This is a genomic window from Parabacteroides sp. AF19-14 (assembly GCF_003635485.1).
GTDB lineage: Bacteria > Bacteroidota > Bacteroidia > Bacteroidales > Tannerellaceae > Parabacteroides > Parabacteroides distasonis.
Map to the genome: position 1 here is coordinate 208,355 of NZ_QTMJ01000003.1, position 13,807 is coordinate 222,161.

Below are 13,807 nucleotides of genomic sequence, written 5' to 3' on the forward strand. Positions count from 1 at the left end.
TCACTTATTAAGTTTGTTCTTTAGAGTTCGTTAGATAGACTTATTTCTTCTTATGTCTATTCTTCTTCAGTCTCTTTTTGCGCTTGTGCGTAGACATTTTATGTCTTTTTCTTTTCTTTCCGCTAGGCATCGCTTTAAAATTTTAAATTAAACGTATAATAATTAATTACTTAACTTCACCAATAAAAGTCTTAGCCGGCTTGAATGACGGAATGTTGTGTTCCGGGATGATGATCGTAGTATTTTTTGAAATATTACGAGCTGTCTTTTGAGCTCTCTTCTTAATAACGAAACTTCCGAAACCTCTCAAGTAAACGTTTTCGCCTTGGGCTAAAGAACTTTTTACGATATCCATGAAGGACTCAACGCTTGCTAGCACTGTCTGTTTGTCGATACCAGTGCTTTTTGAAATCTCGCTAACAATATCTGCTTTAGTCATGTCTATAAATTAATTAATTGATTTTGACCTATTAATTTTTTGGAATGCAAATATATAGCTTTTTATTTAAGTGGAAAAAGAATTGAGCTTCAATTTTTAAATAAAAAGATTCTTCTCGATTCGTAATATATATGTATGTTTGCGGTAATCAAATAGTTATGATGTTGAAAAGAGAGAAAGGGAGCAGTTATGTTACAGTATGAAAGTGAGTTAGAAATCAGCCGGATATTGGTTGAGTGGTATGAAACCTATAAAAGAGAGCTTCCTTGGAGGGAAACGAGAGACCCTTATATCATCTGGATATCGGAGATTATATTGCAACAAACCCGGGTTGTACAGGGATTGGAGTATTTTTTGCGTTTCACCGAACGTTTCCCGGATGTGGCATCTCTAGCGGCGGCGGAAGAGGATGAGGTGCTGAAATATTGGCAGGGCTTGGGGTATTATAGCCGGGCTCGTAACTTACATGCGGCGGCTAAATCTATCATGGAGCGGTTTAACGGGGTTTTCCCGGAGAATTATAAAGAGGTATTATCCTTGAAAGGTATCGGGGAGTATACGGCGGCGGCGATCGTCTCCTTTGCTTGGAACCAACCGTGTCCGGTCGTGGATGGAAATGTGTACCGGGTACTTTCCCGTTTGTTTGCCGTAGATACGCCGATCGACACCACGAAGGGTAAAAAGCAATTCGCGGAACTGGCCGGAATGATCTTGGACCCTAAGAACGCAGGGACGCATAATCAGGCGATCATGGAATTGGGTGCTTTGCAATGTGTTCCTCAAAACCCGGACTGCGGGGTGTGCCCGCTAAAAGATAAATGCATGGCGTTCGCTTCCGGCAATGTGCAAGCTTATCCGGTGAAACAAAATAAGACGAAGACAAGGGATCGTTATTTCCACTATCTATACATTATATATAAAGGACAAACTTGGATGAACAGACGGGCGGGGAAGGATATCTGGACCGGCTTGTATGAATTTCCTTTGATCGAGACGGATCATGCGATGGATTTTTCCGGTTTGTGTGAGACGCAAGCCTTCCGTAACCTATTGGGAGATGCTGGAAAATTGAGTATCACCCAAGGGTTATCGAATGTAAAGCATACGCTCTCCCATCAAATTTTATACGCTTCTTTCTATCAAATAGAGATAGAGCTGGTTCCGGAATCCTTGGGGAATTATCTCTCTTTGCCTTGCCGGGATATTGAGAAGTATGCCGTTCCCCGGCTGATACATATTTATTTAGAGAAATTAAACGGAAACTTGTGAGAATGATTGAATTTGTGTTTCTTTGTATGGTTATTAAGAATTTGAATTATGTCATTGAATAAGGTTATATTGATCGGCAACGTAGGCAAAGATCCTGACGTTCGCTATTTTGACAGTGGTGCCGCTGTCGCTAATTTCCCGCTGGCAACCTCGGAACGTGGGTATACGTTGGCAAATGGAACGGTGGTTCCGGAACGTACGGAGTGGCATAATATCGTAGTTCGTCGGGATTTGGTTCCTTTCGTGGAAAAATGGGTACGTAAAGGTTCCGGTGTATATGTGGAAGGCAAGATTCGTACTCGTAATTATGATGACCAAAGCGGCGTGAAACGATATGTTACGGAGATCCATGCGGATCGTATCGAGTTTTACAGTACGGGTTCCCGTCCGGCCGATGGTGGAAATACGACTGCACAAGGCGGTAGTATGCAGCCCAATGTGGGGCAAGGACAATCGGCTCAACCGACTACGGCGCCAAATACCGCTTATCAACAGCCAGCCGCCTCGCAGCCTAGCGCATTCTCAGAATCCAGTGACGCGGATGATCTCCCGTTCTGATATTGTTTAACTAATACTGTTTCCCTTGGACTCGGACTATTATTTATCGGGCTTATTTGAAAACGTAACGGTGCAGGCGCTGACAGCGGGTCCTGTGATCGCATTAAGCCTCGCTTTTTTACTGCTGTTTGTTTCCGGCTTCGTGTCGGCCTCTGAAGTGGCATTCTTTTCTCTAACCCCGGGCGACCTAAATGAGATCGGGGAAGAGAATCGCCCGGCAGATCCTGTTATCAAACGTCTCCTTGAACGTTCGGAGTATCTATTGGCATCTATATTGATCGCTAATAATTTCGTAAATGTGGCGGTCGTTATGTTGTGTACCTATGCGATTAACGCTTGGATTAATTTCTCGGCCGCTCCTCTTCTAGGCTTTGTGCTTGAGACGATTCTACTGACTTTCTTGCTTTTACTTTTTGGGGAGATCATGCCTAAGATTTACGCACAGAAGAATTCTTTGCGTTTTGTTCGTTTTTCAGCCTCTGTATTAAGTGGTTTGGAACGCTTCTGCCGCCCATTCTCGAAAATCTTGGTTAATTCCACATCGGTCATCAATAAAGCGTTAGCGAAAAAGAAATATGATATCTCTGTAGATGAGCTTTCTAAAGCGTTAGAGCTAACCTCTACCGAGATCCCGGAGGAGAAGGAGATGCTGGCGGAGATTATCAAGTTTTATAATAAGACCGCTGATGAGATCATGACTCCTCGTCTGGATATGGAAGATATCGAGATCAAGATCAGTTTCCGTGAGGTGGTTGATTTTATTATCAAATCCGGCTATTCGCGTATTCCGGTATATTCCGAGACTGAGGATAATATAAAAGGTATCTTATATATCAAGGACTTATTGCCCTATATTGACAAGCCCGATACATTCCGTTGGCAGAGTTTGATCCGACCGGCCTATTTCGTGCCGGAAACCAAGAAGATCGATGATTTGCTGGAAGAGTTCCGTACCAATAAAATTCATATGGCGATCGTGGTCGATGAGTTTGGCGGTACCTCCGGTATCGTGACGATGGAAGATATCCTAGAGGAAATTGTCGGAGAGATCTCCGATGAGTATGATGAGGATGAGCAACAATTCATCCGTTTAGCAGACGGTAGCTTGATCTTTGAGGCAAAGATATTATTGACGGATTTCTTCCGGGTTATCGATGCCGATCCCTCAGATTTTGGTAAATTGACGGAAGAAGTGGAAACTTTGGCCGGTCTTTTGTTGGAGATAAAAGGGGATTTTCCACGCCGTAGGGAGATTATAGATTTTAAGGAATATCGTTTCCAAGTGCTGGAAGTGGATAACAGGAGGATATTAAAGGTTAAATTTAACCGTATCCCTGAAGGTACAGGGAATGATGAGAATGGGAAAGATACGAAGTAAATGTTTATGAAATGGATAGCTGCTGTCATAGGAGGTTCTCTGTTTTTAGGGATATGCTGTATTTCGTGTGTGGAATATACGCCGAAGCCACGGGGCTATGTTCGTATCGAACCTTCGAAGGCACAATATAAACCGCTTGATCTCAGTTACCTGCCTTTTAATTTTGATGTCTCTCAGACTGCGGTCATAGAGGTGCCGGATCAAAAGAAGGGTGTTACGGGCTTGAATATCTCGTATCCGGAGTTAGAGGCTAAGCTTTATTGCAGCTATTTGCCAATTACTCCCGCGTCCTTGGTGACGGTGGAGACGGAAAGCCGCTCTTTCGTCGCCCGCCAAATAAAGTCGGAGAGTCGGATATCGGAGAAAGCGTATTCCAACCCTGCCGCAAACGTTTATGGCTCGCTGTTTCTTCTGGATGGAGAATCGGCTTCTCCCATACAATTCCTGTTGACAGATAGTGTATCGAATTTCTTCCGGGGAGCCTTGTATTTTGACTGTAAACCCAATGCGGATTCATTAGCTCCCGCTATCCAATATATCCGGGAAGATATCATAGAACTTATACAAACTTTTAGTTGGAAAGAATAATATGGCCTTGCTATATAAACAACTCTCGCCGCTGCATGGAGTCTGGAAAATGGAAGAAAGTTCTGATGAGCTTTTGGGGATGCTTGAGCATAAAGCGGACTATTCTTCTTTTTTGGAGCGGGTATCGGCAGAGAAGCGGAGGCAGGAACGTTTCGCCAGCCGGGTGCTTTTAAAAGAGCTTTTAGGAGAGGAGGTAAGGGTTGACTATCATTCTACGGGTGCCCCGTTCCTCGCGTGCGTACCTTTATATATAAGTATATCTCATACGAAAGATTATGTGGCGGTAATCTTGGATAAGCGTCCGACAGGGATCGATATCGAGTATCGTTCGGACCGGATCTTGAAAATACGAAGTCGCTTTATGAATCCGGAGGAAGAGGCGGGTATCGATCTGGAGCATGAGGTCGAGCATCTATTAATCCATTGGTGCGCCAAAGAAACCTTGTTCAAGATAATCGAGCAGGAAGGAGTGGACTTTCAAAAGCATCTTCACGTGAATCCTTTTCCTTATTTATCGAGTGGGACGTTTAAGGGACGAGAAACCCGGACCGAGGCATGCCGGGAATATGAGTTGGCATATCAAGTTACACCGGACTATGTATTGACTTGGTTGAAGTAAGTTAACTTCATTGACTAACGAAGCTAACTTCATTGGCTCACGAAGCTAGCTTCATCAAATCATGTGGTTGGAAAGATATCGTTCGATCTATTTCTGCCAGATCTCCCAAGCGGCGAAAGCCTGTAATAGAAGCATTTCCAGACCATTTTTCACGACGGCGCCTTTTTCTTTTCCTTTCTTCATGAAAAGGGTCTCATCCGGATTGTAAAGTAAATCATACAATAGATGATTCGGCGTAAGTAAATCGTACGGGATATCCGGACATGAGTCTATATTAGGGAACATGCCTAAGGGAGTCGTGTTTACGATCACCGTATATTGCTCCATGGTTTTCGGAGTAATCTCATCGTACGTGATACAAAATTCTTTCGGTTTGCGAGAAACCAGCGTGGCACCAACGCCTAGCTGTTTCAGTCCGTGGAAGACTGCCTTCGACGCCCCTCCCGTACCAAGGATCAACGCTTTCCGGTGCGTTTCTTTCAATAAAGGATCAATCGATTGCTTGAATCCGATAATATCCGAGTTATATCCTTTCAGTTTAAGTTTGCCGAAAAGACCTTTTGTGAACTTGATGACATTTACCGCTCCGATCTGACGGGCATCGTCATCCAAATCGTCTAAATATGGGATTACTTGTTCCTTATAAGGAATGGTCACGTTTAAACCGTTAAGTTCAGGGTTTTCTTTGATTACGTTCTTAATCTCCTTGATAGAGGGAATCTCGAAATTCAAGTACTCAGCGTCGATCTTCTCCGCCTCAAACTTCTGGTTGAAATACGTTTTAGAAAACGAATGTCCGAGGGGATATCCCAGTAAGCCATATTTCTGCATAACCTTTTTATTGTTTATTCTTTAGATCCTGTATATAATGAACAGATCCCGAAGGTAAAGGTCCGTACACGGGCCTGCTTGAAGCCTTGGCGGGTGAGTAAATCCGTCATGACCTTTCCCTGAGGAACTACCTTGATGGAAGCCGGCAAATAATTATACGCGACTTTTTCTTTAGAGAGTAGACGTCCGATAAAGGGGATGACGGTCTTTGAATAGATCTGGTAGAGTTGTCTCATGGGAAAATGTTCCGGTGTGGAAAGTTCCAAGATCATGATATGTCCACCGGGTTTCAGCACCCGGTACATCTCTGAGATACCTTGCTCTATGTTCTCAAAATTACGAACCCCGAAAGCGGCGGTTACGGCATCGAACGAGTTTTCCTCGTAGGTCAAGGCCGTACAGTCCTGTTGCTCGAAGGATATATACTCCGAATAACCGGCGGCAGCTACTTTTTTCCGTCCCACTTCCATCATGCCTAACGAGATGTCGGCACCGACGATATGGTCGGGTCGCAGCTTTTTGTACATGGAGATAGCCAAGTCTCCGGTACCGGTAGCGATATCCAGTATCGTTTTAGGAGAGAAAGGACGCAGGAAAGCGATCCCTTTCCTGCGCCATATCTTGTCGATACCAAATGAGAGAGTATGGTTGAGTTGATCATACGTTTCGGCTATCGAGTCGAACATACGTTTGACTTGCGTACCCTTTTGTTCCTCTTTGTTATAAGGAAGTATTGTCTCTGAACCATACTGTGTCATGTGCGGTATCTTATTTATTCTGTAAATATTCGGTAACGTTTTTCTCGATGCGGTTCAGCAAGTTATCAGTCTCGCCTTTTACGAAAGTCTCCCCTGTGATATGCTCGAACAATTCGATATATCGGTTGCTGATTCCTTCTACGATCTCCGGTGTCATTTCAGGAACTTTCTGTCCGGATTTACCTTGGAAGCCATTTTCCATCAACCATTCGCGGACGAACTCCTTGGAAAGTTGCTTCTGCGGTTCCCCTTTGGCGAAACGATCCTCGTATCCTTCTGAGTAGAAATAACGGGAGGAATCCGGAGTATGGATCTCGTCGATCAAATAGATCTTGCCGTCACGATGACCGAACTCATATTTCGTGTCAACCAAGATCAAGCCACGTTCCTTAGCGATCTCGGTACCGCGTTTAAACAAGGCCATCGTATATTTCTCAAGAACCTCGTAGTCCTCTTTAGAGACCAAACCTTTAGCGAGAATCTCCTCTTTAGAGATATCTTGATCATGCTCTCCGATCTCAGCCTTTGTAGTCGGGGTGATGATGGGTTCGGGGAAACGTTGGTTCTCACGCATACCCTCCGGTAGTTTCACGCCGCAGATCTCACGTACGCCACTCTTATAAGCACGCCATGCGCTTCCGCACAGATAACCGCGTACGATCATCTCAACCGGGAAACCTTGGCATTGAACGCCAACCGTTACCATCGGGTCCGGAGTAGCCATTTTCCAGTTCGGACAAATATCAGTCGTAGCGTCAAGGAACTTGGCGGCGATCTGGTTTAACATTTGTCCCTTGTAAGGAATACCTTCCGGCAAGATAACATCGAAAGCGGAAATACGGTCTGTAGCGACCATTACCAATACCTCGTCATTGATGTTGTATACGTCGCGTACTTTCCCATGGTATACGCTCTTTTGTCGCGGGAAATTGAAGTCTGTTTTAACTAATGCCTTCTTCATGACTCTTACTTTTAGTTGTTGTCTATATTCGTTTTCTTCTCTTTTGCCTCTTTGATCTCTTTCTTCCGTTTATCATCGAACTTATCATAAGCCTCTACGATTCGTTGGACAAGTTTATGCCGGACAATATCTTTCTTGGTGAACTCGATCTTACCGATCCCGTTTACGCCCTTCAATATTTGCATGGCCTGTATCAATCCGGACGTGGTAGAAGGCGGAAGGTCTATCTGCGTGACATCTCCGGTGACGATCATCTTGGCGTTCATACCCAAGCGGGTCAAGAACATCTTGATTTGATGCGTCGTCGTGTTTTGCGCCTCGTCCAATATAATGACGGCGTCGTTCAAGGTACGACCGCGCATAAACGCTAGCGGGGCGATCTGTATCACGTTATTCTCCATATATTCCTTCAGCTTGGCTGCCGGTATCATATCCTGCAAGGCATCGTAAAGCGGTTGCAGATAGGGATCTAGCTTATCTTTCATCTCACCCGGCAAGAAACCCAGTTTTTCTCCGGCTTCCACGGCGGGACGGCTTAAGATGATCTTCCGTACTTCCTTATTCTTTAATGCTTTTACGGCTAGGGCGATAGCGACGAATGTTTTGCCCGAACCGGCGGGTCCTGTGGCGAAAACCAGATCGTTGTTCTCGAAAGCCTTTACCAATAACTGTTGATTCTCGGTACGTGCGGTAATCGGCTTGCCATTCATGCCGTGGATGATCAGGTTCTCCTGCTTCACGACCGTGGGACCTTTCCCTTTTATAATATCCAGAATCACGTCTTCGGAGAGCGAGTTAAACTCCTCACAGTATTTTTCCACCTCACGGATTTTCTTGAGAAAAAGCTCGGACTCATCCTCATCTCCAATCACTTTCATCACATTTCCACGGGCAACGATACGCAATTTCGGAAACAATGTCTTGATCAATTGCATATTAGAGTTATTCACACCGTAGAAAATTACCGGGTCTACGCTTTCAAGAATATAAATTCTTTCAATCATCCGCTATTCCTTTTATTAAATTACGCTTCAAAAAGATGTGCTATTTTTTATTATTCGAATCAAGTTACAAAATTAGTAATATTCTTTATCCATTGAAGCAAAGGGAGAAGTTTTATTTCACGGGAACACATCTTTCAGCCGTCCGTCTACCATTTAGAGAAAAACTAATTGGAGTTAAGGGGTAATTTCGGATTTTTCCTTATGTTTGTCTGGCAAAACGAAGGTAATGAAGATGAAGACTGTGTTTAATGTGATGTTGTTGCTGGCCGTGATCGTGTCGGCGACGGCTTTTTCTTCTTGTAAGGAGAAAAGAGGTGAATTGAAGAAGATTTGGTACAATGGAAGCTATAATCGTGATTTTAATGATTTGAATGACGTTCATTTGTCCGTTGCGAAGAAGATCGGCATAGAGCCTGTCTCTTCGAGGGAAGGAGCGGAGCACGCCTCCCGGGATATGGTGGAGATCAAGACGAATGACTATTACGAGGTAGAGGAGTTGACGCACTCTATTCCGTATTTGGTGCCGGAAGCCGCTAATCTGCTGGAGGATATCGGGAAAAACTTCCAAGACTCATTGAAAAACTTGAATGCTTCCATCTATAAAATAAAGGTAACCAGTGTAACCCGTACGGTTGCCGATGTCAAGAAATTGAGAAAAAGGAATACGAACTCTTCTCTCAACTCTGCCCACCAATACGGAACTACGTTCGATGTATCATGGGTACGCTATACTAAGATAGATGAGAAAGATACCTTAAATATTGATAAGGACCGCTTGAAAATGGTGCTTGCCTCCGTGCTTCGTGATTTGCGCAGGGCGGATCGTTGCTATATCAAGCACGAACGCAAGCAAGGGTGTTTCCACATTACGGCTCGTGAGTTGTAATTTGTTCCAGCGCTTTCGTATAAACCGATTTGTCGTATCCGGAGAAACAGCACATCGTGACTTGCTGGATTTCCGGATTCTCTTTTAGGAAGGTATCGATCGTGCGGATCGCTATCTGTGCCGCCTCCTCGATAGGATAGCCATATACGCCGGTGCTTATTGATGGGAAAGCGATTGTTCTCAGTCTGTTCTCTTTCGCCAATCGCAAGGAGTTTCGATAACAATTTTCCAGTAGCTCCGGCTCTCCGTGTTGTCCGTTCCGGTAGATGGGACCGACGGTGTGTATGACATGACGGGCTTTCAATCGATAACCTTTCGTTATCTTCGCCTCCCCGGTCGGGCATCCTTGTAAAGTCCGGCATTCGTCAAGGAGTTCCGGACCAGCGGCCCAATGGATGGCACCGTCTACGCCGCCACCTCCCAATAAGCTATTGTTCGCGGCATTTACGATGGCGTCTACATCCAATGTCGTAATATCTGCTTGTATGGCAATTATTCGTTCGTTCATATCTTTAGTTATTTGTATGTTGGTCCTGTTCATATATATTCTAAATGTGCGCAATATAGCGAAAAAGTTGCTTTGTTTCAAACTTAAGATAGTTGTTTTGAAAGCATGTACGTGTTTTCTAGGAGGGTTAGTGGGGGATTTTGGCTGTGTTTTGCAGAGTCAAATTTTTATTGGAATATTTTATGATTTTATTTGGTTTATAAAATAAACTTGTCTATATTTGCGATGTGCAAAGAGTGATGCGCAGCTTCTTTGCATTTTTTTATCCATGGATAGTTTATAAAATAAACTTGTTTGTAGTAACAGTAATAATGATTAAGAGGAGGATACTAAAATGAGACGAGTTCTATTCATATTATCTTTATTCATGTTGGTATGTGGTTGCGTAGAGGCACGTACTATTATCGTAGAGGTTGGTAATATACGCGGTAACCAAGGGAATATCCTAGTTATGGCTCAGTCTGGAAAAGATACCAAGCCTGTTTATGGTATGGCGAAGTCTGAGAAAGGAAAGGTTACGATCCGACTGGAAAACGTGGATTGGGAAAAGTTTGATCTGTCCGTATTCCATGACGAGAACGAGAATTGGCAAATGGATATGCTGGAAGGAAAAGGGCCTGCGGAAGGATATGTGTTGAAAAGTTGCGAGGTGAAGGATGAGGAAGCGACTTTCAAATTAAAACTGTATTATCCGGTAAATCAATAGAGCCATGGTACGGTTTTTACTACTATGGCTCTGGATTTTGGCGATAGGCGGGGGTAGTGCCCAAAAGATCTCGGGACAAACGGTTTATAAAGCCCATGTTTCCGATGCGGAGGGAAATGCCGTGGAATATGCGACCGCTGTGCTTTTATCGGGAGAAAAACAGGTAGGGGGTGCCGTGGCCAATAGTGATGGCGATTTTAGCATGGAGGCGGAGGCTGGGAAGTATAGGCTTGTTGTTCAATGCCTCGGATACGAGCCTTTACGGAAAGAGCTGATCTTGCCGATAAAACGGCGGGATTCCTTGATTCTAGATCTATCGAACCATGTTCTGAGGGAAGTCGTTGTTCAAGCGAAGAATATCGAGCGGAAGGCGGACCGCTTTATCATGTCGGTCATGCCATCTGCCGGAAAGGATGGTACGGAATTATTATCACAGGCACCGGGTGTCTGGCTCTCGGATGAAACTATCTCGATAAATGGGGCGCAAGGGGCGAAGGTGTTTGTGGATGATCGTGAGATTCGTTTAACGGGAGAGGAGCTACTGGCTTATTTGCGGTCTTTGAAATCGGAGGATATAAAAAGGATTGAGGTAATACCGATCGCGGGAGTTGAGTATGAGGCCTCAACTAAGGGTGGAGTGATCAAGATCTCATTGCGGCGACGTCCGGATAACGGTATGCAAGGATATGTATCTTTAGGTACGTCATTGTCTCCATCTTTACAAGGGTATATTCCATCGGCGTCCGTAAATGCACGTGTCGGGAAATGGAGCTTGAATGGAGCGGTATCGGGTACTTTTACTCCCCGGGATAAAGGAGAGATCAACTCCAACAGGGAATACGGAACGGTGGGGAATAAGTTTGTGTCTCAATCTTTGTATGATACGGATTCCAAATATGGGAATGGACGTGTCGGGGCTATTTTCGAGATCGATTCGCTGAATAGTGTCGGAGCTGAGATCGAATATATCAATCAAGCTTCGGATGGAACATCTTGGAGTCAAACGGATTTAGTAAAGAACTCTTATCCTATGAAGAGTACGGGGAATTATCGACAGAAGGATGATTATAACACGTTTTCCGCTACGGTCAATTACTTACGCGAAATGGATGATAGAGGCTCGGTATTTAAGGTCATAGCCGATTACGTAAGTAAGCGATCGACCGGGGATAATTTCCATACGATCTGTTATGAACAGTCTAGTTGGAGCTATGACACGGTTTACCGGAGTCATGCGGCGGCGGATTATGATATGGCGACAACCGATATTTCTTTCCAAAAGAACTTGCGTAAAAAGATGTCTTTGAAAATTGGGGCTAAATATACCTATATGTTGATGGATGATCATTCCTTGTACGAGGGGTTAACCTCTAGTGGTAGCTGGATTCCAAATGAGGAATATGGATATACCTTGAGATATAATGAAAATATAGTAGGAGCTTACGCCTCTTTCTTTGCGGAGATCAAGAACTGGTCGTTTGCTGCGGGGGTACGTGCGGAATATTCCAAGACGTCGGATAGAAGTGAGGATTTTAGTCGGGATTATCTGGATCTTTTTCCGAACTTGGGCGTGACCTATGCGTTCGATCCCATCAAGAGGTGGATGCTGGTCGGGCAATATGCTCGTAATATCGAACGTCCTCCGTTCTATACCTTGAATCCGAATCGTATACAGAGTTCGGACTATAGCTACCAGATCGGGAATCCCTATCTGCGTCCTACTTATATCAATCGTTTCAGTGTAACGTTGGTTTATAATTATCGTTATACGGTGACTGTAGGAGGAAACTTGCACCACGACTTGATCCGGGAGTTCTGTAAACAAGATGTGGCGAATCCCGATGTATCCTATATCACGTATGAAAATCACGATCGGGAAAACCATTGGTTTGTAGCGGTCAGCTTGCCGTATCAACCCTTTACTTGGTGTAACTTGACAGGGAATTTCATAGGCGTACGGCAGGATATCCGGATGACGGAATTGTCTTCTTTCTCGTCTCATTATTTAGGGTTTGCCAATGTGATCGCTACCTTTACGTTGCCGGCAGGTTTTACGGTGGAGGCCCGGTATAGTGGAACGAGCCGGCTATATTCCGGTAATAGCGAGGTCGCCCCCCGGCATACGGTTGGAGTAATGGCGAGGAAGAAACTTTTGAATGATAAGCTATTGTTGGCGGTTTCAGTCGATAATATCTTTAACCAAGCCAATGAGTACGCCAGTACGTTGGATGTTTATCGAACATCATCCCGTTATGAAAACGGACTTACTGGAAGGGTCTTTAAGGTTGCGTTGACATGGAATTTCAATAGCGGAAAGAAAGTAAGGAAGAGTAAGATTGAGATAGGTTCCGGTTCCGAACGGAGTCGCCTGAATGAAAAATAACATAAAATAAATACAATTATGGAAGATAGAAAATTATCAGAAAAAGAAAGTCTGGATATTATCACTCAGATGATTAACTCCAGTAAGCGAAACATGAAAGTAGGGAGTGGCAATGTGTTACTTTATTGGGGATATTTTACCGTCCTCTTATCGGTCGTGATATCCTCCTTGATATTGTGTACTCAAAATTATATTTGGTCTTGGGGATGGATGCTCATGTTTGCTGTCGGACCAGTTATTTCATATAAGCAAAGAGGTTGTGAGCCGGCCGTGGTGACTTATACGGACAAGACGATCTCCAAGGTATGGCAAGTGTTTGGCTGTATGTTTGGACTGACGTTCGTCTTGATCGCGGTATTTTGTGCGCTTTATGGGCAATCCGTCAATTTTATATTGATGCTTCCTTTATCGTTATTATATTGTGGATTAGGGGTATCTATAAATGGTATTATCTTGCGGGAGAAATGGATGATTTACTCTCCGGTGGTTGCTTTCGTTTTAGTTATCCACATGCTGATGAGTTTGATAAATCATGATCCTGTCACGGTTTTATGGTATTTGTATTTTGGCCTTTCATTTGTGGTAATGATGATTATTCCCGGGCATATTCTTAATAATAAAGCTAAAAAACAATGTTTAAAGAATTAGATCCTTTATTGCATTCCCAACTCCGGCTAGCGGTGATGTCCATTTTACTATCGGTGGAGGAGGCGGAGTTTGTCTATATCAAGGAGAAGACGAGCGCTACCGCAGGAAATCTCAGCGTCCAATTGGACAAACTTAATGAAGCTGGTTATATCGAGATCGAGAAGGGGTTTGCCGGGAAGAAGCCCCGAACGGTTTGCCGGATCACAGACAAAGGACGCTTGGCGATGGAGGAGTATGTGAATACATTAAGACAATATATTAATATTTAGCT

General features: G+C 44.0%; 16 protein-coding genes. 10 read left to right on the forward strand and 6 right to left on the reverse strand.

Features of this window, described 5'->3' with window-relative positions; all coding sequences use genetic code 11:
• Positions 1–166 precede the first annotated feature (166 nt).
• Positions 167–439: an HU family DNA-binding protein gene (locus DWX33_RS04210; protein ID WP_005854607.1), complete on the reverse strand. Its 273-nt coding sequence runs from the start codon at positions 437–439 to the stop codon at positions 167–169.
• A 189-nt stretch (positions 440–628) separates the two neighbouring features.
• Here DWX33_RS04210 and mutY point away from each other — a divergent pair, with 189 nt between their 5' ends.
• The 5 genes from mutY to DWX33_RS04235 are packed head-to-tail and all read left to right on the forward strand — an operon-like array spanning position 629 to position 4,851.
• On the forward strand, positions 629–1,708 hold the full coding sequence (gene mutY, locus DWX33_RS04215; RefSeq protein WP_005864713.1) for an A/G-specific adenine glycosylase: 1,080 nt from the start codon (positions 629–631) through the stop codon (positions 1,706–1,708).
• A gap of 48 nt (positions 1,709–1,756) precedes the next feature.
• Positions 1,757–2,266, forward strand: a complete 510-nt coding sequence (locus DWX33_RS04220; protein ID WP_005864715.1) for a single-stranded DNA-binding protein — start codon at positions 1,757–1,759, stop codon at positions 2,264–2,266.
• Positions 2,267–2,291: 25 nt separating this feature from the next.
• A complete protein-coding gene (gldE, locus tag DWX33_RS04225; RefSeq protein WP_008773452.1) occupies positions 2,292–3,644 on the forward strand; it encodes a gliding motility-associated protein GldE in 1,353 nt (450 codons plus the stop codon).
• A gap of 6 nt (positions 3,645–3,650) precedes the next feature.
• Positions 3,651–4,232: a gliding motility protein GldD gene (locus DWX33_RS04230; protein WP_121772326.1), complete on the forward strand. Its 582-nt coding sequence runs from the start codon at positions 3,651–3,653 to the stop codon at positions 4,230–4,232.
• 1 nt (position 4,233) lies between these two features.
• Entirely contained in the window at positions 4,234–4,851 is a 618-nt protein-coding gene (locus tag DWX33_RS04235) for a 4'-phosphopantetheinyl transferase superfamily protein (protein ID WP_121772301.1), read from the forward strand.
• Positions 4,852–4,938: 87 nt separating this feature from the next.
• Here DWX33_RS04235 and DWX33_RS04240 read toward each other — a convergent pair whose 3' ends face one another.
• Genes DWX33_RS04240 through DWX33_RS04255 form a run of 4 tightly spaced genes read right to left on the reverse strand, consistent with a single transcriptional unit; the run spans position 4,939 to position 8,405 of the window.
• Complete coding sequence (locus DWX33_RS04240; RefSeq protein ID WP_005854619.1) at positions 4,939–5,682, reverse strand: shikimate dehydrogenase; 744 nt, start codon at positions 5,680–5,682, stop codon at positions 4,939–4,941.
• 14 nt (positions 5,683–5,696) lie between these two features.
• On the reverse strand, positions 5,697–6,440 hold the full coding sequence (gene ubiE / locus DWX33_RS04245) for a bifunctional demethylmenaquinone methyltransferase/2-methoxy-6-polyprenyl-1,4-benzoquinol methylase UbiE (protein WP_008773451.1): 744 nt from the start codon (positions 6,438–6,440) through the stop codon (positions 5,697–5,699).
• A gap of 10 nt (positions 6,441–6,450) precedes the next feature.
• Positions 6,451–7,401 carry a phosphoribosylaminoimidazolesuccinocarboxamide synthase gene (locus DWX33_RS04250; protein ID WP_005864727.1) on the reverse strand — a complete coding sequence of 317 codons (951 nt, stop codon included), beginning with the start codon at positions 7,399–7,401 and terminating at the stop codon, positions 6,451–6,453.
• Between the two features lie 11 nt (positions 7,402–7,412).
• On the reverse strand, positions 7,413–8,405 hold the full coding sequence (locus tag DWX33_RS04255) for a PhoH family protein (RefSeq protein ID WP_005854625.1): 993 nt from the start codon (positions 8,403–8,405) through the stop codon (positions 7,413–7,415).
• A gap of 226 nt (positions 8,406–8,631) precedes the next feature.
• Between DWX33_RS04255 and DWX33_RS04260 the strand changes: the two genes are divergently transcribed.
• Entirely contained in the window at positions 8,632–9,291 is a 660-nt protein-coding gene (locus DWX33_RS04260) for a DUF5715 family protein (protein WP_005864729.1), read from the forward strand.
• Here the strand turns inward: DWX33_RS04260 and DWX33_RS04265 are convergent.
• Positions 9,272–9,799 carry an O-acetyl-ADP-ribose deacetylase gene (locus DWX33_RS04265; RefSeq protein ID WP_005864731.1) on the reverse strand — a complete coding sequence of 176 codons (528 nt, stop codon included), beginning with the start codon at positions 9,797–9,799 and terminating at the stop codon, positions 9,272–9,274. The two genes, DWX33_RS04260 and DWX33_RS04265, sit on opposite strands and share 20 nt — an antisense overlap.
• Before the next feature lie 334 nt (positions 9,800–10,133).
• Here DWX33_RS04265 and DWX33_RS04270 point away from each other — a divergent pair, with 334 nt between their 5' ends.
• The 4 genes from DWX33_RS04270 to DWX33_RS04285 are packed head-to-tail and all read left to right on the forward strand — an operon-like array spanning position 10,134 to position 13,805.
• The gene (locus DWX33_RS04270; protein ID WP_122379904.1) at positions 10,134–10,505 is read left to right on the forward strand and encodes a DUF2141 domain-containing protein; all 372 of its coding nucleotides are present in this window, start codon (positions 10,134–10,136) and stop codon (positions 10,503–10,505) included.
• Positions 10,506–10,509: 4 nt separating this feature from the next.
• Positions 10,510–12,888 (forward strand): outer membrane beta-barrel protein, encoded by a 2,379-nt coding sequence (locus DWX33_RS04275; RefSeq protein ID WP_122379905.1) that lies wholly within the window; start codon positions 10,510–10,512, stop codon positions 12,886–12,888.
• A gap of 18 nt (positions 12,889–12,906) precedes the next feature.
• A complete protein-coding gene (locus DWX33_RS04280; protein ID WP_005864737.1) occupies positions 12,907–13,536 on the forward strand; it encodes a hypothetical protein in 630 nt (209 codons plus the stop codon).
• The gene (locus tag DWX33_RS04285) at positions 13,521–13,805 is read left to right on the forward strand and encodes a transcriptional regulator (RefSeq protein ID WP_005864739.1); all 285 of its coding nucleotides are present in this window, start codon (positions 13,521–13,523) and stop codon (positions 13,803–13,805) included. Before DWX33_RS04280 ends, DWX33_RS04285 begins: the two co-directional genes overlap by 16 nt.
• The last annotated feature ends 2 nt before the right edge of the window (positions 13,806–13,807 follow it).